The following is a 21,195-nucleotide window of genomic DNA, read 5'->3' as shown; positions in this document are numbered from 1 at the left end:
AAACAAAATATACGGCACATATGTTTAAGCATTGGTCAATTGTTGAAAGGGATGACGAGTATGACACAGCTGAACTTTGAAGAGAATTTATTAACTAAAGTAGCTTGGTACTATTATAAAGATCAATTAACACAACAGGAGATCGCTTCACTTCTTCATATTTCTAGAAATAAAGTCGTCCGGTTATTAGATAAGGCACGCAGTGAAGGTATCGTTACATTTCACGTAAAAGGTACTGGTTTGCACTGTTTAAGTATTGAACGTGACCTAATGAAAAAATTCCACTTAAAAGATGCTTTTATTATCCCTACTCCAATAGACAATTATCATGCTTCTCTCGGAAAAGCTGCTGCACAGTATTTAGAAACTCAGCTCCAACAAGGCGATTTACTCGGCATTGGGTGGGGTGAAACGATTAGCAAAATGCTAGAAAATATTCATTTTGAAAGTTCCATTAATCTTTCAATCGTAACGCTAACTGGCGGAGTAAATCACTATCTCCCGAGAAAACAAAACTATTTACAATACATGCAAGGCGATCTTCACATTATTCCTACTCCGTTTCTAGCATCTACAACAAAAATGGCACAAAGTATTTTATCAGAACCGAGTGTAAAGGATATGCTTCATGTCGCTTCACTTGCACATACGGCCGTTGTCGGTATTGGAGGACTATCTCAAGACGCTACGATTGTAAAGGAAGAAAAGTTAACACTACGTGAGATGACATATATTCGTAGTCAAAACGGAGCTGGTGATATTTTAGGGCAGTTTTACAATACGAATGGTGATTTATTAAAGCTCCCACATCACAACCGCCTTATTGGTACACCGCTCTCTATCCTTCGCAAAATGAAGCATGTCATTGGTGTTGCTGGAGGTACAGAAAAGATAGATGCAATTTATGGTGCCTTAAAAGGAAAATTCATTCATACATTAATTACCGATGAGGAAACGGCCCTCTCCTTATTACGAAAGGATGGTGATTGTTAATGTCTCATTTATTAGCTTTTGATGCTGGTACAGGAAGCATTCGAGCTGTTCTTTTTGATTTACTAGGTAATCAAATTGCGGTAAGTCAAAAAGAATGGATTCATAAAACGGATCCTAGTTACCCAGGCTCTATGAATTTTGATGTCATTGAAAACTGGCAACTTGTACAACAATGTACGAAAGAAGTTCTGCAAAGAAGTAATGTCTCTCCCTCTTCTATTCAAGCTATTAGCGCTACTAGTATGCGAGAAGGTTTTGTTTTATATGATAAAGATGGGCAAGAAATATGGGCTTGCGCAAATGTTGATGGGCGCGCATCCGATGAAGTTAGTGAATTAAAAGAAATCAGGTCACATCTTGAAGAAGATTTATATACAAGATCTGGTCAAACTTTTTCACTAGGTGCTTTCCCCCGCCTACTTTGGATTAAAAAACATGAACCAGACGTCTATAGCAATATTCATTCTTTTACGATGTTAAACGATTGGATTTTATATAAATTAAGCGGCATACTGCAAATCGATCCCTCAAACGGATGTACGTCCGGTATTTTTGACTTACAAAATAGAGTGTGGGATAACGATGTCGCTAAAGAATGTGGTTTAACATTGCCATTTTCACCAACAGTAAATGAAGCTGGTACCGTTATCGGCAACGTTACGAAAGAGTGTGCCACATTAACTGGATTACGTGAAGGAATTCCTGTCGTCGCTGGGGGTGGAGATGCTCAAATGGCATCGCTCGGAACTGGAGTCGTGAAGCCTAATCAAACATTAATATGCGGCGGTAGTTTTTGGCAACAAGAAGTGAATATTACAGCGCCGATAATAGATCCACAAGCTGCAATTCGGGTAAATTGTCACGTCGTTCCGAACCTATGGCAATATGAAACAATTGCCTTTTTCCCTGGCCTTGTTATGCGCTGGTTTCGAGACGCTTTTTGCCAAGAGGAAAAGAAACTTGCTGACAAACTCGGTGTAGATGCTTATGAATTATTAGAAGAACAAGCGAAAGACGTACCTGTCGGTTCACATGGTATTATCCCTACCTTTTCCAACGTTATGAACTACATTTCTTGGCGTCATGCCGCACCTTCTTTTTTAAATTTAAGTTTAGACGCTGACAAATGCGGAAAAAAAGAACTGTTCCGTGCTATTGAGGAAAATGCTGCCTTCGTTACACTTGGTAACTTAAAATTAATAGAAAATCTCACAGGGACATTCCCTTCTGAAGTCGTTTTTGCTGGCGGTGCTGCTAAAGGAAAACTATGGCCACAAATTTTATCTGACGTACTCGGTATCCCTGTTAAAGTACCGGTTGTGAAAGAAGCAGCTGCTTTAGGAACTGCGATTGCTGCTGGAGTTGGCGCTGGCATATATTCATCTATGGAAGAAACTGCTGAACAGTTTGTACAATGGGAGCACACATTCGAGCCAATTACTGAAAATCATGAACTATATAAAGACTTCTATGAAACATGGAAAACTGTGTATGACAGTCAACTCGCCTTAGCTGATAAAGGGCTCACCTCACATATGTGGATTGCGCCTGGTGCTCTGTAACACCTTACATAAAGGAGTGAAATGTATGTTAAAAGCGAATGAAAATGATTTCTCCTATCGCTTCGGTGATAACGGGCCGAAATATTTAATACAAGGTCCGAACATTGATCTTGGCCTTGTTGTCATCCAGCCTGGGCAAGAGTTTCAAAACCACTATCATACAACATGTGAGGAAGTCTTTTATGCTTTAGAAGGTGAAATAGATTTCTATGTGAATAACGAAAGAGTTCCAATTAAACAAGGTGATGTCCTGCAAGTTCGCCCTCATGAATCTCACTATTTAATTAACCATTCCGATAAACCTTTTAAAGCAGTTTTTATTAAGTCACCACATTTACCAAATAAAGATACGGTACAAACGGAAAATCCAACATTAACGAAGGAGTGATTTCACATGACTTGGGGATTTAAAAATCGATTAAATACAATTTTACCTGATGGCAGAGCGGTTATGTTAGCAATAGATCACGGCTACTTTTTAGGACCAATTCACGGGCTAGAACAACCACTTGAAACAGTTAAAAACTTACTTCCTTATACAGATTCCCTCTTTTTAACGCGCGGTGTACTTAGCTCCTGTATTCCTGAAAACTGCAGCACACCGATGGTTATGCGTGTATCAGGCGGAGCTACTGTCGTCGGCAAAGATTTAGCGAATGAAACAATTGTTACACCTGTCAAAGAAGCAGTAAAACAAAATGCAATAGGTGTCGGCGTTTCTGTTTTTGTCGGATCAGACTATGAAACACAAACGGTATCAAATCTCGCAAATGTAGTTTCAGAAGCTCACGACTACGGTCTACCAGTACTCGGTATTACTGCCGTTGCGAAAGAATTACAAAAACGCGAAGCTCGCTTTCTTGCACTCGCTTCCCGCGTATGTGTTGAAATGGGAGCTGACATTATTAAAACGTATTACTGCGAGGGATTCGAAAAAATTACAAGTACTTGCCCTGCTCCAGTCGTAATCGCTGGTGGACCAAAACTAGATTCAATTGAAGACGCATTAAACATTACGTACAATGCACTGCAAGAAGGTGCAATCGGCGTAGATATGGGCCGGAATATATGGCAATCTGAACATCCTGCTGCGATGATTCAAGCGATTCATGGTATTGTGAAGAATGGATTGAATGTGAAAGAGGCACTTCAATTATTTGAAGATGTAAAAAATTAAGCTAAAATATAAACAAAATCAATATTTTCTATAAAGAAAAGCCCATATGTTAGATTACTTAGTAATCTAACATATGGGCTTTCTTGTATATTTTTTATCGTTCCGAATTTGATCAGATTTCTACAGATCACGTACGTTCCATACAATCTCGCCGCGCTCCCCCCACGTACTGTGATGCCGCTTAAACCCTATCTTTTCTAATACCCGAAAAGACGCCGTATTCCAAGCCCCTACAGTAGACCAAAGTCTATGACGACCCGTAGCAATCGCAGCCTCAAGCACTGCTGATGCAGCCTCTGTCGCATAACCATTACGATGAGCACTTTGGAACAACTCGTATGCAATTTCCGGTTCTTCAAGCGTGGACCGACCGATGATTAAGCCACAGTATCCGATGAAATCCCCTTCTTCTCTCCTACGAATAGTAAGAAGAGAAATACCATTTTCAGCTGCTTTCTTGCGCATTTCGATAAGATGGCTACGAACAGATTCAATGGTTGGCATGTCCACACCACGTTCACCAATTAACTTTCTCAACCAGACCGCATCAGATTCTTCCCACATATTCAGGTCGAGTCGCTCCGTTTTTAGCTGGAATGCCATATCTTTAAATACAGCTGTCATAGCGATAACCTCCTATTCATATCACTGTACTACTTATAATAGTTTCGTACTTTACCATATGGGAAACCTGCTTGATTCATACATTATTATTATTTTATACATAAGCAATTCCTCTGCAAAATAGACCTTGTTATCAAACTTCATTTTAAATCTACCATATTTGAGTTATGAATGATCTTAGATTTACAATTAATATTTACATTTAAAAATGTATCGTCCTTTCTTTTTTTGTTAAAATAAAGAAAAGGAGGAATGATTATGCAACGTATGACTTTTGAACGCCCTACTGATTATTACGATGAAAGATTATATACGATCGATGAAAAAATTTGTGCCCTATTAAAAGAACGGAAAGAACTTTCAGGTGGTGATCCAGGATTTCCACATGATGAAGCCATTTACAAATGGGCAAAGCAATACGGATTTTATCCGGATTATTTAAATTCACTATTTTCTTCTATGATGGACGAAGGTGAATTTAAACCTCGCGTTGAACCAACTACATTCCAAAAACATATACCGGTTTTTAAAACACATGAACATGAAGGCATTATGTATACCGTAACTTTTATTCGGCAATATGCAAATGCTAGTGTAGTTTATTTATATAGTGATTGGGATTCCACTGATGAAGTTTTTAATGAAAATAAGCCTCATAGTTTCTTCCAATTATCAATAGATGATACATATGATTGCTGGCCAGAAGGTGGTGGCGGCACTGATGGACATTTTAGTCATCATTTCGTTATATCTCCTGCCCTTCCTGATAATTTGTCTGGAATAAGCTTACGATTTAAAGAACTTAATATACCGTTTAGGAAAGATCAAGCTGTAATTGAATTTGAGATTCAGATAGATTAATAAAAAGGCTGTCTCACAAGTCCTTTTCCTGAATAAAATTCGTTTATTTTTACTTTTATGTTCCTTAAAATAATCAAGCCCCTTCCAAACTGGATAAGGGGCTATATTTACAACATTAAACAATTACTCTTGTTGGTTGCTATTGAATTTTCTTACCCTGTTTATAGTCAAGGCAGGACACCTCAATTAACAATCCGTTAAACATTGTAAAATAAAAACCGTAACTACTACCTCTCATAGAATACGGTGCCTTTTCTATTTCAATGCCGCCAGATAGTAAACGATTATATGTTTGATCAACTTCATTTGAAGTATCCACTAAAAAACCAATATGAAAAGCTTCTGGATACATCACTTCCATATTTCCTTTAAATGCTTTTGGATCACTTAGTACAAGTATAAATCCACTTTCATCACTCATTACTACTAGTGCCTTTCCCTTTTGCTCTAAAAATTGAAAATCAAAAAATGTTTCAAAGAAATCTCTCGCTTCTGATAAATCATCAACACATAGATTCAAATGATTTAACTTCATTCACTCATCTCCTTTTAAACACAGGGTATGTAGACTCATTTCCATAATACTTAAATATGTAGGGAAAGATATTCAAGCGTTCCATCTAAGACTATGCTTTATAGTCTAATACTTTTTTCTGTAGCCTAGAACGATTTTTTTATGAATGCAATTACATGAACCATTCGACGTGAAATATGAATGTACCGATATAAAATAGCCACATTAGTTACTTTTCAAATTATGTAACATCCACTCCATTAACACGATTGCCGACTCAATACGTTCTGTCGTATCCCCTAAAAATAATTTATGAAGTAATGCCTCCAAATGGATTGGTTTATTAGGCAACTCTTGAATATACCTTAAAACAGATCCCGCTGGCGGTGTAGGCTTGTTATTCATAGCCCATATCCCTTCTAGCAATGTCCAAATTGACGTATGAACGATGTATGAAGCCTTTAGCTCATCATTTGCTTTCAAAGCAGACTGAATTTTAATGAGCGAACTATGTAACCAGTGAGAAATACCTTTCACTTTGCCGCTAGAAACACGATAGTTTTCAAATTCATATGTAGCTATTTCCTTTAACTTTTTTAACTCACCGCTTGTATCAAATAAAACTTCCCCTTCTAAAAATGAGTATAGTTCCATCGGATTATTTTTAAAGTTTACTAGTATTTGATTAACGTCTGCATACTTATATTCAACTAAAATTTCTTGTCTCATTTCAGAATGAAATTTCTTCTTTTGTCCGTCCTCTAAAAGAATATATAAGTCTAAATCCGAATCAGGATATGCATCACCTCTTGCGACAGATCCGATAAGCATACATCCAGTTACCTTATCTATTGATAAGATTTCAGCTACTATTGTTTGCACTAATTTTTTATGTTGTTCATGTTTAATAGATGTCTGTGCTTCTAACATTTGTAACCTCCAAACATATTATTATGGAGTTATTCCTCACCTAAATATATTGTACTTTTCTTATAATCTTCTACATACTTATTCAACGATTGTCAGTTCATATACAATTGCGTCTTTACTGCTTTTTGTTTTATCTTGAATTGTAACAATATCTCCAGCTTTTATTTTTGAAGCATTCACTACTTTTACCATCTCTGGTAGAACACCCCCACCATCGTTCTCTTTATTTAGTGGAAGCCACTTTACTGATTTATTAGTTGCTTCTAAAATTTTATATTTAATTGTACCATCATACTTTATTTCACCAACAAGATCTTTTACTAATGTAGGTGTATATTTACCCTCTTCTTTTTCTAAAGAAATATGATCACCTATATCTGGAATACCGTTTCTTACAGGTGCTTCCCATTTTGTTGGATTTAAATCATTTAAACTTACTTTCACACTATCTTCTTTATTTGAATTAGCATCTTTTAGAAATATATCATTATACTTCTTATCAATAATGATATACTCCTTCCTCTCTACTATTTTTGCACTACTTTCACGTTTTACTTCCTCGTTGTTAGATACTTCTTCTTTCACATTATTATTACTACACGCTGATAACAATATCGTCGCTAAAGTTGCCATTCGTAACATTTTTTTCACTTCATTTACCTCCATTTATAACGAAACAATAAAACATATATCACATCCATATTTTACTATAAATCAAAAAAAGAGGATATTTGTTTATTACTAAACAAATATCCTCTACCTTTACATATATATTACGACTGTTGATAAGCCGCTTTCGATGATTTTACATAATAAACTGCGTGATCAACGTTAATGATATGATCTGGTTTTGGTTTACCACGACTCGCTCTATGCCCTGCTAAATGTTCTTCACTTGTTTCCCAGTTTTTCCATGCTTCTTCAGATTCCCAGCGAATCATAACGACAACTTCTTCATCTCCGCGTCTTACTTTTTTCACAAGAACACTTAAGTCGATGAATCCTTCAAATTTTTCAATAATACCTTCTCCAGTGAAACGTTCTACAACTATATTTGATGTACCTTCTTTTACTGTAAATGTTTTCGTTTCGATAAACATATATTCCACTCCCTCTTTTTAATACGAATACTAGTATTCTTCTATTATAGTTGATTATGATAATTATTTTCAATTAAAAAGTTTTAATTGTTTGAATTATGCTGTTTTCTCTTCAACAGCTTCATCTAAAAATTTGAAATATGGAAGGAATAATCCTATTAAAGAAGTAACACATATAATCGCACCGATAATAAAGTATAGTGCTCTTATTCCCCACACTTCACTTAGTATGCCTCCTAATAACACACCTAACGGCATAGCGGATCGTATGAAAAATAAACGCACTGAAAATATTTGTCCTATCATATTGTTTGGTACTGTTTGTTGGCAAATTGTTGTGTTATGAACATTGAAAAATGAAATACAAATGCCTGCAACTACTTCAATGAACACCGCAATTACTATACTATGATTGAACCCTAGAGAAATGTATGTGAGTCCTCCTATAAACAATCCACCAAGCATAAGTATACGCCGGCTTTTATATGTTACTTTTCCGACTAGTATAGATCCAATTACATAGCCAAACGGGAAACCAGCCATAAAATAACCAAACTCCGCATACCCTGATGACAGCTCATCTTTTATATAAGGAAGGTTTGTAACCAGCGTTACCCCCACCCCAAATTGCACGAAAGTAAGAAAGACACCGAGCCAAACGATAACTGGTTTTGTGAAAAAATATGTAAAACCGTGAAGAAACTGTTCTAGCCACGTTTTCCGAATGGATTGTGTTGTTCTCTTTTCTTTTATATAAAGTAAAAAAGTGCCACTAACAAATAGACAAATACATACGAAAGATAGTGTAAGTTCTACTCCCATCAAATGAATGGCCACTCCGCCTAATATTGGTCCAAGAAACATCATAAGTCGAGCCATCCCATCAATATATGCATTTGCGTCTTGAAGTTGTTCTTCACTTACAATGCTCGGTGTAATCGCTTGACTTGCAGGTGTATACAGCGGCGTAATAAGCCCGATTATAATTTGTACGACATACACATGCCAAACTTCTATACTACTAGTAAGTAACATCACTAACGGTAGTAAGAAAGCCGAAGCTCGTACCCATTGCGAAAATATCATAATCCACTTCCGGCTCCATTTATCAATAAATGGACCACTTATAAGTTGCAGTATGAGCGATGGGATAAAATATAGTAACCACATACTACTTAATGCTGTTTTTGACCCTGTTAATTCGTAAACAAGAATTGAATTACATAACGTTCCAAAAGCCCCGCCCAATTCTGAAATCGCGCTACCAATCCACATGAAAAAAAACGAACGATTTTTCAACACATTTTTCAATTTCATACACCAACTTTTCTCTTAAATTCCTCCCTTTATGTACATTCTAGTTGCATATTATCTATTTAAAAACGCATCTAATTCTTTCGCTAACGACTGTACTGCTTTCTTTCTTAATACATATCTCCCGTCATGTATATCAACTAACTTCGCTGCACGCAACAATTTCAAATGATGGTGTACAGTCGATTTACCGAGTTGCAGTCTTTCTGTAATTTCCTGCAATGTTCGTTCTTTTTCGAACAACATTTTTACAATGCGTAATCTCGCTTCATCCCCAAGTGCTTTATGTTTTTGAACTAAAAAATAATTCGGTTCATACAGATCTTCAGGATGGATACTTTCGTTTGCGACTGAGTAATGAAATACTTTCGTATCTTCAATATCCGCCTCAATATTCCACGGTCTGTATATCATTTGCGGGATAAGAAGTACGTAATGAACACTTGGCTCTGGCATATAGTTCACACCACCGGTCGCCCACTCGACAAACTCCTCTGGTTTCATCTTTTTATTCATTTCATTTTTCGCTTCATAATCTCGTTTTAATATAGATAGTATTTGCTCTTCCTCTTTCTGAATAACACTCTCATACCATCCTGTCATAACAGCGATTAAATGGGATTTCAGCACTTGTACATGAACATCACATATAAAACGAATATACGCGGAGAAAAACTGATGATCATTTGTCAGTTCCATTAGTTCATGTGTTGCAGTTACATCTCCACTTGCTGCTAAATGTCTTTTCTCTTCATACTTCTCGCCTAAAAACGGTAAACATATATACTTCAAATCTTCTTCTGAAAGCGAATCGATTGTAGCATGAAACTGTGATAGATCCTGAAACTCTCCTTCATACAATAACTGAAGCAATGCTTTCCACGTATTATGTTCTTCTACAAACTGTAGGTGCTCTCTCATTTCTTCTGTTAATGATTCCTTAATTTCTTCCCATTCATTTTGACTCTTTTCAAGAGTATCGATTAACCTTTTATGAGTAATTGCCGCAATACCTAGTGCACATTCGAAAAGTATCGAATACTTTATTTGAACATTGTACGTTTCCCTCTTTCTACTCGTTACGTGAAAGACTTCCATTTTATCGCCTCCTTATTTTACTACGTATTAGATTCTATATTTATAGAATTATACCTTCTATTTTTTTAGAATTCCAAAAATTTATAGAACGGAAAAAACGCAGTTTAGTTGCAAACTGCGTTTTTTTACGTTACTTATTGATTCATTTGCACATCGTTTAATAGCCCAATGATTTCACCTAACATTTCTTCTGTAAAAGCACCGGCGCTAAAGTTCACTAACGCTCGTAACGGCATATAGTTCAGCATAGCCTCCATCATTTCAGAGGCATCACTATCCCCTTCAGCCATACTACTAAACTGGCTATCTTTTAATGCTTTCTCCATTAGTTCTTTTGCGATTGGCGCTAAGATTGGGTCCATAAATATTTCCCCTAGTAACGTATTACGATGGACAGGTTTTTGAATTATAGTTGTTGATTGAACAAAAATGCGATCATGTAAAACAATCTCTTTTGAAGATTTCCCTACTAAAATTTCGAATTCACCAGTTTCAACTTGCCAGTCCTTCCATTCAACATTGTAATAAGCAAATGATCTTTTATTTAGAATAAAACTAACCGTTTTTTCTTCTCCCGGTTGCAATTCTACTTTTTCAAACCCTTTTAATTCTTTTTCAGGACGAATCATACTGCTTTCAACATCTTTTATATACAGCTGAACAATTTCTTTCCCTGCTATACTACCAGTATTTTTCACGTTTACACGAACAGAAACCGTATCCGTATCTTTTATTTCTTTCTTATCGATTGAAAGATTACTATATTCAAAATTCGTATAGCTTAATCCAAACCCAAATGGGAACAATGGTTCAATCTTTTTCTTATCGTAATAACGATAGCCCACGAACACACCTTCTTTATATTCCACTTTGTCACCTTCACCAGGGAAGTTTAAGTAAGATGGGTTATCACTTAACACTTTCGGGAATGTTTCTGCTAGTTTCCCACTTGGGTTCGCGTCCCCAAATAATATATCAGCAATCGCTCCGCCTAACGCTTGCCCGCCTAAATAGCCTTCAAGTATTCCTTTTACTTTGCCTATCCATGGCATTTCAATTGGTGCGCCGTTACTTAAGACTATAACAATATTATGTTGTACTTCAGCGATAGCCTCAATTAATTACGTGATTTTTTGGCATTTGTAAATGTTTTCGATCAAATCCTTCTGATTCATAACGATCTGGAAGTCCAACGAAAAGAACAGCTGTATCTGCACTCTCTGCTACTCTTTTCGCTTCATTAATCATGTTTTCATCCACATCATCACTTGCAAGGTCATAGCCTTGTGCAAATAAAATATTCGTTTTTTCACCTGATACCATTTCAATTTCTTCAAAAATACTTTCAAGCTTTGTTGGATTAATATGAGAGCTTCCGCCGCCTTGATAACGTGGTTGCTTTGCAAACTCGCCAATAACTGCTACTGTTCCTTCTTTTTTCAACGGAAGGATGGAATCTTCATTTTGTAACATCACCATACTTTCACTTGCAACTTCTCTTGCAAGCTGATGATGCGCTTCCTTACTTTTTCTAATTGGTTATCCACGGCTTTAAAAATAATGTTAAGAAGACGCTCTACTGATTGATCAAGCTTTTCTTCAGATAACTCACCACCGTTAACTGCATCAATAATTTTCTTCTCACCAATCCCAAAGCTTGAAGGCATTTCTAACTCCAAACCGTTCGCTAAACTTGCAACACGCTCATTTACTGCGCCCCAATCGGATACGACAAAACCTTCAAATCCCCATTCATCTTTTAAAATATCATTTAATAAATACGGATTTTCCGAAGCGTATTCTCCATTTATTTTGTTGTAAGCACTCATTACTGTCCAAGGCTGCGCTTCCTTAATAACATCTTCAAAACTAGCAAGATAAATTTCACGCAATGTTCTTTCATCAACAATTGCATCTACAGACATTCTGCGATGCTCCTGGTTATTAGCGGCGAAATGTTTTAATGACGTTCCAATTCCTTGACTTTGTACACCTTTAACATGGTTTGTAGCTATTTGTGATGATAAATACGGGTCCTCTGAAAAATATTCGAAGTTTCTTCCACATAGTGGCGAACGTTTTATATTTGCACCTGGACCAAGAAGAACCCCTACATTTTCAGCCTGGCATTCTTCTCCTAATGCAACCCCTACTTGATTGATTAACTCTTTATTCCATGTACTTGCTAACCCTACTGCCGATGGGAAACAAGTTGATGGGATACTGTTATAAATCCCTAAGTGATCTGCTCCCTCTGCTTGTTTTCTAAGACCATGTGGTCCGTCAGTTACCATAATGGAAGGAATCCCTAATCTCTCAATTCCTTTTGTATTCCAAAAGTCTAATCCAGAACATAGACTTGCCTTCTCTTCTAATGTCATTTGTGAAATAATTCTCTTAATATCTCTTTTCATAATAGATAGCCCCCTAAAAAATAATTAAGTAAACGCTTTCTTAATGTTATTATAGTTATTATTTTTTAGATATTATGGTATATTCTTTAGAATACTTGTAAAAATTTTAGTTAATTATTTATGACTATCCGCACTCACACTGGCTAATTTTTTATAGAATAGAGGTTAAAATCATGAATTGCTCCAAACTAGAAGATCTATATTATATTTGTAAGTTAGTCTTTGACATACATAAAACACCTATCTTTTTTATTGATAACAAAGAGGATTTGGCATTTGAAATCTCGCCTAATTTTCAGCAGCACCCTTTCTATTCTTCAAAAGAGCAGTTATGTAATCAACTATTCAAAGAAAATTCCGCTTATAATTTTCCAGTACTAGAAGAGACTTCTTTTCTTGAAAATTTTTTCTCCATTAACTTATGCTTGAATGATCAACTTAGTGGGAACATTATCGTTGGACCCGTACTTTATTCCAAACTATCAGAACCCTCCATTAAAGGTCTCATAAACGATCTTCATCTAAAAATAAACACGGAGGAAATGGTTCAATATTATCAATCCCTCCCCGTTTTAAGCAATTTGAATTTTATAAATGTAAGTATGATTTTATATTACATGTTGTATCAACAAAAATTAGACATTGCTGATATTCTCCAAAAAAATATAATGATAAAAAAGACAGAATTTGAAATTGAACAACCCGATATACATATATCGGCGCAACGTCAAAGTACATTAACTCATATTGACCCTCAGGCTGAAAGAAAAATATTTGAATGTATTAAGCAGGGAAAAAAAGATGATTTAATTAAAAATTTAAGGAGTCTACCTGAATCAGGAGATCTTGGGATGTTGTCAAAAACAAGTCACTTGCGCAGCCAGAAAAACTCTGCCATCGCAGCAATTACACTTGCGACAAGATCAGCTATAGATGGTGGACTATTTCCTGAAATCGCATATACACTCAGTGATTTATTTATTCAAAAACTCGAAGAAATAAATAAAAGTGAAGCCATTTTTCCATTTTTGGAGACTGCTTTACTTGAGTTCTCAGAACGAGTAAAGAATGGAACAATGCAAAAACACTCAAAACCTATAAACGTATGTCAAAATTATATATTTACTCATCTTTACGAGGAAATTACACTATCTCACCTTGCACATATAGTCGGATTAAATCCTAGTTATCTATCTTCCCTTTTCAAAAAAGAAATTGGAATGTCACTAGGCGAATATATACAGCGTGCTAAAATTGATGAATCAAAAAGTTTAATGACCTACACAAAACATTCTATATCCGAAATTTCTACACTATTAAATTTCCATGACCAGAGCCATTTTACAAAAGTCTTTAAAAAACATACAGGTGTTTCACCTAAACAATTTAAAAATGGATATAGTTATTAGTTTCCCTCTTCTACTCGTTACTTGAAAAACTTTCAATTCTACCTGCTTGTTTGCTATGAGTTCTTTTTAGTATTTAAAAATAATATGAATGAATCCCTAACATAATTTACATTCTTCATAACTTTTCGTTGTAATCTAAATTAGGAAGAATAGGAGCTTTTTTATATACAAATAATAACTCTCAAGGAGTTGTTGAGATGCATTTCATATTAAATATGTTAGGGATTTTCATTGTAATCTTATTCGTTTTCCTATGTTCACCTAATAAAAAACAAATAAAATGGAGACCAATCGGGATTCTAATCATATTGGAGCTCTTTATTACATGGTTTATGTTAGGTACGAAACTCGGCAGTATTATCATTAATAAAATTGCGTCATTTTTCAGTTGGCTACTATCATGTGCCAATGAAGGTATTCGGTTTGCATTTCCTTCCGCTATGGAAAATCAAACCGTTGATTTCTTCTTTAGTGCTTTACTTCCTATCATTTTCGTTATCACGTTCTTTGATATTCTTTCTTATTTTGGAATCTTAACTTGGATTATTGATAAAGTAGGTGCAGTTATTTCAAAGATTTCTCGTTTACCAAAGTTAGAAAGTTTCTTTTCGATTCAAATGATGTTTTTAGGAAACACTGAAGCACTTGCCGTTGTTCGTGATCAATTATCTGTTTTAAAAGAAAATCGTTTATTAACCTTTGGAATTATGAGTATGAGTAGCGTTAGCGGATCCATTCTTGGCGCTTATTTATCAATGGTTCCGGCAACATATATTTTCAGTGCTATCCCTTTAAACTGTATTAACGCATTAATTTTGGCCAATGTATTAAATCCTGTGGAAGTTACGAAAGAAGAAGATGTCGTATATACACCTTCAAAAGATGAAAAAAAGGATTTCTTTTCTACTATTTCAAACAGTATGTTAGTCGGGATGAATATGGTTATCGTTATTTTAGCTATGGTAATTGGTTATGTAGCATTAACTGCCTGTTTAAATGGGCTATTAAGCTTTGTCGTAACAGGTTTAACAATACAAAAAATCTTCTCCATTATCTTTAGTCCCTTTGCTTTCTTACTCGGCTTATCAGGTAATGATGCTATGTATGTAGCTGAATTAATGGGAATCAAAATAACGACGAATGAATTTGTTGCCATGATGGATTTAAAATCGAATCTAAAGTCGTTACAACCACATACGATTGCGGTTGCAACTACATTTCTAGCTTCTTTTGCTAACTTTAGTACAGTAGGCATGATTTATGGAACTTACAATTCATTATTTGGCGGAGAAAAGTCAGCCATAATTGGTAAAAATGTTTGGAAGCTTCTTGTTAGCGGGATGGCAGTTTCCTTATTAAGCGCTATGCTTGTTGGGCTATTTGTATGGTAAATAAATAAAAGACACCCAAGCGAATTGAGTGTCTTTTATTATTATCGAACCTGACCATTTCCACGAATCACATATTTTGTAGAAGTTAATGCAGGAAGTCCCATTGGTCCCCTTACGTGTAGCTTTTGTGTACTGATACCAATTTCTGCGCCGAATCCGAATTCAGATCCATCAGTAAAACGAGTTGATGCATTATGATACAGTGCAGCCGCATCAACAGTTGTGAAGAATTTACCGACGTTTTCCTCGTCCTCTGTAATAATTGCTTCAGAATGCATAGATCCATACGTATTTATGTGATGAATCGCTTCTTCTATAGAAGAAACTACTTTCACTGCCAGCGTGAGTGATAAAAATTCTGTACCCCAATCTTCTTCTGAAGCAAGTACAATTGAAGAATCAATTGCCAGTGCTTTTTGATCACCGCGTAACTCCACGCCTTTTTCCTTCAAAGATGAAAACAATTCGCTACCAAATTGCTGCGCCCACTTCTCATGAAGTATAATCGTTTCAATTGCATTACATACAGATGGACGCTGCGTTTTTGCATTTATAATAATATCAACTGCCATTTGCTTATCCGCTGTTTCATCAATGAAAATATGACAATTTCCTGCACCCGTTTCAAGTACTGGAACAGACGCTTCCCTCACTACAGTATCAATTAATTGTTTGCCACCTCTTGGAATAAGAACATCTAGGTAATCATTTAATGTAAACAACTGCTTTGCGCTATCCCGCGTTGTATCTTCTATAAGCTGTACACTTTCTTGAGGCAAGCTTGTTTGTTTGAGCGCTCGGTGAATAACAGCAACGATGGCTTTGTTAGAATTGATAGCAGAAGAACTACCACGTAATATAACTGCGTTTCCTGTTTTCAAACAAATTGTAGCAGCATCTACTGTTACATTCGGCCTAGCCTCGTAAATCATCCCAACAACACCAAGTGGTACACGCATCTCCTGAATAAATAATCCATTTGGTCGCTCCCATTCACTTACACATTCTCCAACAGGATCACGTAATTCAATTAACTGCTTAATCCCCTCTGCCATATCAATAATACGCTGTTCATTCAACATTAGACGATCTAGAAGTGAATCAGAAAATCCTTTTGCCTTACCTTCTTCTAAATCCCGTTTGTTTTCCTCTAAAATATAAGCTACTTCTACTCTTAACTGATCCGCAATAGCAGCAAGTGCTTCATTTTTTTGATTTGTAGATTTTAGTACAAGTTCTCTAGCAATTTCTTTCGCTTTTTTCCCCTTTGACAACACTTCATTCATTTTTATTTCCTCCTTTTTAACATCACTATACTTAAAGTGAAACCCAATAATCTCTATGGATGACTTCATAATTATGCCTATCGCCTCTTGCTTGAATTTCTTGGCTTTGCATACCTTTTACATCTCTTAGTTCCTCAGCACTATATGTGCATTGCCCTTTTCCAATGACGCGCCCTTGTTGCGTCATAACTTCTACGACATCGCCAACTTTGAAAAATCCTGACACATTTGTAACGCCAGCAGGAAGAAGACTCTTACCATGCTGAATGATAGCAGTAGCTGCTCCAGCGTCTACTTCAATTTGTCCGCTAACAAGCGAATGCAAAGCGATCCATTGCTTGTTCATCTTCATTTCTTTTTGAGGAGCACTTCCCACATACGTTCCATCACCTTTGCCCTTTAAAACATCTACAAATTTCTCTTGTCCACGCCCTGTTCCGATAAATACACTCACGCCCAGAGAAAGTGCCGTCTTCGCAGCATCAATTTTTGATTTCATACCGCCAGTCCCAAGTTTGGACCCAGCATCTCCTGCAAGAGAAGCGATTTCTTCTGTAACTTCAGGAAGGAAATAATACTTTTTCGCATCCGCATTTTTCTGAGGATTTTTGTCGTATAAACCGTTCACATCCGTAAAAATCATTAGCATATCCGCCGAAACGAGCCCGCTTACTAAAGCTGACAGCATATCGTTATCACCAAACGTCAGCTCCTCTAATGAGATGGAATCATTTTCATTAATGATTGGAAGAGCAGAACGATTTAGTAACTCTCCTAAAGTAGCGTAAGCATTACTATATTGTTCTTTTCTAGAAAAATCACTTCTCGTCAGCAATAATTGCGCAGTAACGATGCCATATTTACGAAATTCCTCCGTGTACGCCTGCATTAACAAACTTTGTCCAACAGCTGCAGCAGCCTGTTTTCCTTTAATTGTCACAGGTCTGCTAGGATACCCTAGAGCAGAAAAACCTGCAGCGACAGCCCCAGATGTAATTAACAAAACTTCATGCCCTTCCTCTTTCAATCGAGCCAATGCGGCAACGTGATCTGAAAGTTGTTCTTTAGAAATGCCTCCGTGACTATCTGCCAAGGAACTGCTCCCAATCTTTACAACAATTCGTTGTTTTTTCACTTTTGTATCCCCCAAGTCTAAAATCAAAGTTTTTTATAAATTTCACTTTTATTCATTCGGCTTGCAGCGACTTCTATTCTCACCAATGCTGCATCTAGCCTATTAAAGAGCAAAATAAAAATGACCGCTTCGCCCTTAATAAAATAAAAAGGACGAAACGGTCATTGTTCCGCGGTACCACCTTAATTGATATACATAGATATCCACTTGGCGCCTATAACGCAGGCGAACGCCTAAACTTTCATTTAAGACTCAGGGATAGGTTCGATATATTCTATACGAGGAATCTTTCAGCCGGTGAATTCCACTCTCTTTCGCAAGAAGACATATGTACTATTTCCCTTCAACGATTTTCGGTTTAATTTTTTTATATTATGCGATATAGTTCCATTTGGTGTCAAGTGGTATTTTTAAAAATACATAGAGCGGCATGGTACTTGTATGAAAATTTCGCCCTAATGAATGAAAATACAAATCGATATAAGTGTAACTCATATACAGAAATATAAAACATTACATGATAGTGTATATATTTACAGAATGTTGAATGTAATTGATTTTTATCTTTTACTGTTGCAAAAAGGAATATATTCTCTTAGAATGTTTCTTTATATTGCATGGTGATGTTATTGTTATTTTAAGATAACAATTTCAAAATGATATAATTTATTATAAAAGGAGCAAGATTGAGTAATTATGGACAAACAAATTGGATTCATCGGATGCGGAAATATGGGGATGGCTATCATTGGCGGGATGCTAAACAAAAAGATAGTGTCTGCAAATCATGTTATTTGTTCGGATTTAAACACTACGAATTTAAAACACGCTAACGAAAAGTATGGGATCACTACAACTACTGACAACAATAAAGTAGCTAAAAATGCTGATATTTTAATTTTATCAATTAAACCAGACCTATACGCATCAATCATTAACGAAATAAAAGAAGTAATCAAAAACGATGTTATCGTCGTAACGATTGCTGCTGGAAAAAGCATCAAAAGTACAGAAGAATCTTTTGATAAAAAATTAAAAGTTATACGAGTAATGCCTAATACCCCTGCTCTTGTTGGAGAAGGAATGTCTGCATTATGCCCAAATGAAATGGTGACAGAAAAAGATTTAGAAGATGTGCTAAACATTTTCAATAGCTTTGGTCAAGCAGAGATCGTAAGTGAAAAATTAATGGATGTTGTTACATCAGTAAGTGGTTCTTCACCAGCATACGTATATATGATTATAGAGGCGATGGCAGATGCTGCTGTACTAGACGGTATGCCAAGAAACCAAGCATATAAATTCGCAGCTCAAGCTGTATTAGGCTCTGCTAAAATGGTACTAGAAACAGGAATGCATCCAGGTGAATTGAAAGATATGGTATGTTCTCCTGGTGGAACAACGATAGAGGCTGTAGCAACATTGGAGGAAAAAGGCTTACGAACTGCAATTATTTCCGCTATGCAGCGTTGTACGCAAAAGTCTATTGAACTATCTGGTCAAACTAAAAAGTAAAACTATATAAGAGATCACGTTAGCTATGAATTTAATTAGAAAATGGTGGATTACATACTCGCTCGCTTTCACTAAATGATAAACGGACAAACTCATATATACTTGAGTTTGTCCGTTCTTTTGGTTATACTGAGATAATTTTATTTATATCTTCTTTTGAGATTTTAGTTTTATCCCTTCCTTATTCCCTACTTTGATTGTGGAATTTTATTAGAAATAAGTAATTTTTCAATGCATTTCGGTAACATATCTAATAGCGTTTCAAATGCGTAATTTACATCTAAACGTTCTGTCCATTGATGGGCATCTTTTCCTACCGGCCCCATATTTAATACTGGAACGTCAAACTTTTCTAATTCCTGAAGCGGAATCGAATAACCTTTATCCCATAATGGCATATTGTCTACAAGTGAACTCATTGAATCTAGTGGGTTTTGTAAGCCCACATAACTCAAATCTGAAATTCCTCCAAAATAGTTTTGGTTTTCAAATGTGATGTTATGATTAAAGTGGGCATACTTTTCCATTTCTGCAACTACTTCTTTAATTAACGGATTGTTGCGTGAACTTACAGCTGGATAATATGGTGGAGCAAAGAAAAGTACAATCATCGGCGCCTTTTCTTTACATAAAATAGCTAATTTATCTACTAAATCAATTGTTACCGCACGATCATCTTTATCTTCTCTATTTTTTATAATGCTAGATTGAATATCATCTATTTTCTCTTGCCCATGTTGTTCAATTGCATAAACTAAAAGCTCTTCATACGTTAAAACATTTACTTTCATATTAGGGGGTATAAACGGATTATATTTAGAAAAACGATATGCTTGCTTTTCATATGATTCTTCTATTTTCTCTGCTACTTTCGTTACTTTTTGACGTAACAATGAAACAACTTCTGTCATCGTTTTTTCTAATAAAAACAAATTGAATAATGTGACTGCACGATGCGGAATTTGTACAGAATAATCCTCCTTTAAATCCCGTTGAAGTAAATTAGTTGGCGGAGGACTCGCTTCCCCTTCTACAATATCACAAAGATCTGTGTTCAACTCTAATTCAGCCGTTAATAACGCAGCCATATAACTCCCATTTAATCCTGCAAAAGGTTCACCTACATGTGTCTCTTTTCCGTAGCAAAGAAATCCAGGTAACACTTTACCAATAGTACCAGTATAAATATACTTATTTTGGTCACCGGGGTGTCGTGAAAACATAGGCTCTGAATTTAATACCGTTTTATAATCCAAGTTATGTTCTCTTGCTAACTCTAGTAACCTTGGAACAGCAGCTCTCATCCCTACAGAGTTCACTTCTTCATCTGGAACAACTAATAAAAGAACATTCCCGTCAAATCTTCCTTCACAAGCTTGCTCAATCATCGCCATTTGTAACGCAAGGCCGCATTTCATGTCCATTGTTCCTCTACCAAATAACCAATCTCCTTGTTCTATATCCTCACGTACATGATCTGGTAGTTCATCTTTATGAGAATAAAACATAGACGTTAACTTTTTAGGATTGAATGCATCTTCTTTCCACACTCCGTAATCTTGTACATCTACAACATCAAAGTGACTAACTAGAATTACTGTATTTTTTGTACTATCGCTTTTCTTTACGAGGGCTGTAACAAAATATCGTCCGTCTCCTGTCGGATTTTTTTGCAAATGATGCGGGTTTTCTTTGAAGTACTGTAAATCAGATAATTGTGCCACAACAAAATCTGGCAATATAACTTCAGCTTCTGTACCTGTAATACTAGGAATTTCAACGAGACCGCTTAATAATTGAATCAATTGTTCTTTTGATTGCCACTTTAACATATAAATCCCCCTATTTTTCCGCATTATGAAAATGAATTCC

Annotated in this window: 18 protein-coding genes, 1 pseudogene and 1 other annotated feature; of the genes and pseudogenes, 8 read left to right on the top strand and 11 right to left on the bottom strand. The window is 35.9% G+C overall.

The window, feature by feature from the left end:
• The first annotated feature begins 60 nt into the window (after nucleotides 1-60).
• Genes PDL00_RS24605 through lsrF form a run of 4 tightly spaced genes read left to right on the top strand, consistent with a single transcriptional unit; the run spans nucleotide 61 to nucleotide 3,732 of the window.
• A complete protein-coding gene (locus PDL00_RS24605) occupies nucleotides 61-993 on the top strand; it encodes a sugar-binding transcriptional regulator (RefSeq protein WP_242255892.1) in 933 nt (310 codons plus the stop codon).
• Entirely contained in the window at nucleotides 993-2,555 is a 1,563-nt protein-coding gene (gene lsrK / locus PDL00_RS24600) for an autoinducer-2 kinase (RefSeq protein WP_270731726.1), read from the top strand. The genes PDL00_RS24605 and lsrK overlap by 1 nt, the downstream gene beginning before the upstream one ends.
• Nucleotides 2,556-2,580: 25 nt before the next feature.
• A complete protein-coding gene (locus PDL00_RS24595) occupies nucleotides 2,581-2,943 on the top strand; it encodes a cupin domain-containing protein (protein WP_000909986.1) in 363 nt (120 codons plus the stop codon).
• Nucleotides 2,944-2,949: 6 nt separating this feature from the next.
• Entirely contained in the window at nucleotides 2,950-3,732 is a 783-nt protein-coding gene (gene lsrF / locus PDL00_RS24590) for a 3-hydroxy-5-phosphonooxypentane-2,4-dione thiolase (RefSeq protein WP_000219776.1), read from the top strand.
• 120 nt (nucleotides 3,733-3,852) lie between these two features.
• Here lsrF and PDL00_RS24585 read toward each other — a convergent pair whose 3' ends face one another.
• A complete protein-coding gene (locus PDL00_RS24585) occupies nucleotides 3,853-4,356 on the bottom strand; it encodes a GNAT family N-acetyltransferase (protein WP_242255897.1) in 504 nt (167 codons plus the stop codon).
• Nucleotides 4,357-4,614: 258 nt separating this feature from the next.
• Between PDL00_RS24585 and PDL00_RS24580 the strand changes: the two genes are divergently transcribed.
• Entirely contained in the window at nucleotides 4,615-5,217 is a 603-nt protein-coding gene (locus tag PDL00_RS24580) for a hypothetical protein (RefSeq protein WP_270731723.1), read from the top strand.
• Between the two features lie 139 nt (nucleotides 5,218-5,356).
• Here PDL00_RS24580 and PDL00_RS24575 read toward each other — a convergent pair whose 3' ends face one another.
• The 7 genes and pseudogenes from PDL00_RS24575 to PDL00_RS24545 all read right to left on the bottom strand — a co-directional run bounded on the left by PDL00_RS24575 (nucleotide 5,357) and on the right by PDL00_RS24545 (nucleotide 12,587).
• Nucleotides 5,357-5,752 (bottom strand): VOC family protein, encoded by a 396-nt coding sequence (locus tag PDL00_RS24575; RefSeq protein WP_242255900.1) that lies wholly within the window; start codon nucleotides 5,750-5,752, stop codon nucleotides 5,357-5,359.
• Nucleotides 5,753-5,956: 204 nt separating this feature from the next.
• Nucleotides 5,957-6,661 (bottom strand): nucleotidyltransferase domain-containing protein, encoded by a 705-nt coding sequence (locus PDL00_RS24570; RefSeq protein WP_270731720.1) that lies wholly within the window; start codon nucleotides 6,659-6,661, stop codon nucleotides 5,957-5,959.
• A 78-nt stretch (nucleotides 6,662-6,739) separates the two neighbouring features.
• Nucleotides 6,740-7,327, bottom strand: coding sequence for a hypothetical protein (locus PDL00_RS24565; protein ID WP_242255904.1), 588 nt, complete (start codon nucleotides 7,325-7,327; stop codon nucleotides 6,740-6,742).
• 107 nt (nucleotides 7,328-7,434) lie between these two features.
• A complete protein-coding gene (hmoA, locus tag PDL00_RS24560) occupies nucleotides 7,435-7,761 on the bottom strand; it encodes a heme-degrading monooxygenase HmoA (RefSeq protein ID WP_000469503.1) in 327 nt (108 codons plus the stop codon).
• A gap of 96 nt (nucleotides 7,762-7,857) precedes the next feature.
• Nucleotides 7,858-9,078 (bottom strand): MFS transporter, encoded by a 1,221-nt coding sequence (locus PDL00_RS24555; RefSeq protein ID WP_270731717.1) that lies wholly within the window; start codon nucleotides 9,076-9,078, stop codon nucleotides 7,858-7,860.
• A 51-nt stretch (nucleotides 9,079-9,129) separates the two neighbouring features.
• On the bottom strand, nucleotides 9,130-10,173 hold the full coding sequence (locus PDL00_RS24550; RefSeq protein WP_242255907.1) for an ArsR/SmtB family transcription factor: 1,044 nt from the start codon (nucleotides 10,171-10,173) through the stop codon (nucleotides 9,130-9,132).
• A 134-nt stretch (nucleotides 10,174-10,307) separates the two neighbouring features.
• Nucleotides 10,308-12,587, bottom strand: a pseudogene (locus tag PDL00_RS24545) (glycoside hydrolase family 3 C-terminal domain-containing protein).
• 173 nt (nucleotides 12,588-12,760) lie between these two features.
• Here PDL00_RS24545 and PDL00_RS24540 point away from each other — a divergent pair.
• Both PDL00_RS24540 and PDL00_RS24535 read left to right on the top strand, forming a co-directional pair.
• Entirely contained in the window at nucleotides 12,761-13,996 is a 1,236-nt protein-coding gene (locus PDL00_RS24540) for a helix-turn-helix domain-containing protein (protein ID WP_270731713.1), read from the top strand.
• Nucleotides 13,997-14,193: 197 nt separating this feature from the next.
• Nucleotides 14,194-15,387: a NupC/NupG family nucleoside CNT transporter gene (locus tag PDL00_RS24535; RefSeq protein WP_270731711.1), complete on the top strand. Its 1,194-nt coding sequence runs from the start codon at nucleotides 14,194-14,196 to the stop codon at nucleotides 15,385-15,387.
• Between the two features lie 41 nt (nucleotides 15,388-15,428).
• Here PDL00_RS24535 and PDL00_RS24530 read toward each other — a convergent pair whose 3' ends face one another.
• Together PDL00_RS24530 and proB are read right to left on the bottom strand one after the other, a co-directional pair.
• Nucleotides 15,429-16,673: a glutamate-5-semialdehyde dehydrogenase gene (locus PDL00_RS24530; RefSeq protein WP_270731709.1), complete on the bottom strand. Its 1,245-nt coding sequence runs from the start codon at nucleotides 16,671-16,673 to the stop codon at nucleotides 15,429-15,431.
• A gap of 31 nt (nucleotides 16,674-16,704) precedes the next feature.
• Nucleotides 16,705-17,808: a glutamate 5-kinase gene (gene proB / locus PDL00_RS24525; RefSeq protein ID WP_242255913.1), complete on the bottom strand. Its 1,104-nt coding sequence runs from the start codon at nucleotides 17,806-17,808 to the stop codon at nucleotides 16,705-16,707.
• A gap of 145 nt (nucleotides 17,809-17,953) precedes the next feature.
• Nucleotides 17,954-18,164, bottom strand: a binding site (T-box leader).
• A gap of 340 nt (nucleotides 18,165-18,504) precedes the next feature.
• Here proB and proC point away from each other — a divergent pair.
• A complete protein-coding gene (gene proC, locus PDL00_RS24520; protein WP_242255914.1) occupies nucleotides 18,505-19,323 on the top strand; it encodes a pyrroline-5-carboxylate reductase in 819 nt (272 codons plus the stop codon).
• A gap of 188 nt (nucleotides 19,324-19,511) precedes the next feature.
• On the opposite strand, the gene PDL00_RS24515 is transcribed toward proC, so the two are convergent.
• Entirely contained in the window at nucleotides 19,512-21,179 is a 1,668-nt protein-coding gene (locus tag PDL00_RS24515) for a M20 family metallopeptidase (protein WP_270731705.1), read from the bottom strand.
• Nucleotides 21,180-21,195: the final 16 nt, after the last annotated feature.

Origin of the sequence: Bacillus cereus group sp. TH152-1LC (assembly GCF_027710505.1) — a bacterium.
Taxonomy (GTDB): Bacteria; Bacillota; Bacilli; order Bacillales; family Bacillaceae_G; genus Bacillus_A; species Bacillus_A mobilis.
Note: the sequence above shows the minus strand (reverse complement) of the source record. Positions and strands in the feature narration are given on the sequence as shown.

Coding starts and splice junctions, on each gene's coding strand:
- PDL00_RS24580 (WP_270731723.1), top strand. CDS start 4,615: ATGCAACGTATGACTTTTGAACGCCCTACTGATTATTACGATGAAAGA.
- PDL00_RS24555 (WP_270731717.1), bottom strand. CDS start 9,078: ATGAAATTGAAAAATGTGTTGAAAAATCGTTCGTTTTTTTTCATGTGG.
- lsrK (WP_270731726.1), top strand. CDS start 993: ATGTCTCATTTATTAGCTTTTGATGCTGGTACAGGAAGCATTCGAGCT.
- PDL00_RS24585 (WP_242255897.1), bottom strand. CDS start 4,356: ATGACAGCTGTATTTAAAGATATGGCATTCCAGCTAAAAACGGAGCGA.
- PDL00_RS24595 (WP_000909986.1), top strand. CDS start 2,581: ATGTTAAAAGCGAATGAAAATGATTTCTCCTATCGCTTCGGTGATAAC.
- PDL00_RS24550 (WP_242255907.1), bottom strand. CDS start 10,173: ATGGAAGTCTTTCACGTAACGAGTAGAAAGAGGGAAACGTACAATGTT.
- hmoA (WP_000469503.1), bottom strand. CDS start 7,761: ATGTTTATCGAAACGAAAACATTTACAGTAAAAGAAGGTACATCAAAT.
- PDL00_RS24515 (WP_270731705.1), bottom strand. CDS start 21,179: ATGCGGAAAAATAGGGGGATTTATATGTTAAAGTGGCAATCAAAAGAA.
- PDL00_RS24570 (WP_270731720.1), bottom strand. CDS start 6,661: ATGTTAGAAGCACAGACATCTATTAAACATGAACAACATAAAAAATTA.
- lsrF (WP_000219776.1), top strand. CDS start 2,950: ATGACTTGGGGATTTAAAAATCGATTAAATACAATTTTACCTGATGGC.
- PDL00_RS24540 (WP_270731713.1), top strand. CDS start 12,761: ATGAATTGCTCCAAACTAGAAGATCTATATTATATTTGTAAGTTAGTC.
- PDL00_RS24565 (WP_242255904.1), bottom strand. CDS start 7,327: ATGGAGGTAAATGAAGTGAAAAAAATGTTACGAATGGCAACTTTAGCG.
- PDL00_RS24535 (WP_270731711.1), top strand. CDS start 14,194: ATGCATTTCATATTAAATATGTTAGGGATTTTCATTGTAATCTTATTC.
- proC (WP_242255914.1), top strand. CDS start 18,505: ATGGACAAACAAATTGGATTCATCGGATGCGGAAATATGGGGATGGCT.
- PDL00_RS24530 (WP_270731709.1), bottom strand. CDS start 16,673: ATGAATGAAGTGTTGTCAAAGGGGAAAAAAGCGAAAGAAATTGCTAGA.
- PDL00_RS24575 (WP_242255900.1), bottom strand. CDS start 5,752: ATGAAGTTAAATCATTTGAATCTATGTGTTGATGATTTATCAGAAGCG.
- PDL00_RS24605 (WP_242255892.1), top strand. CDS start 61: ATGACACAGCTGAACTTTGAAGAGAATTTATTAACTAAAGTAGCTTGG.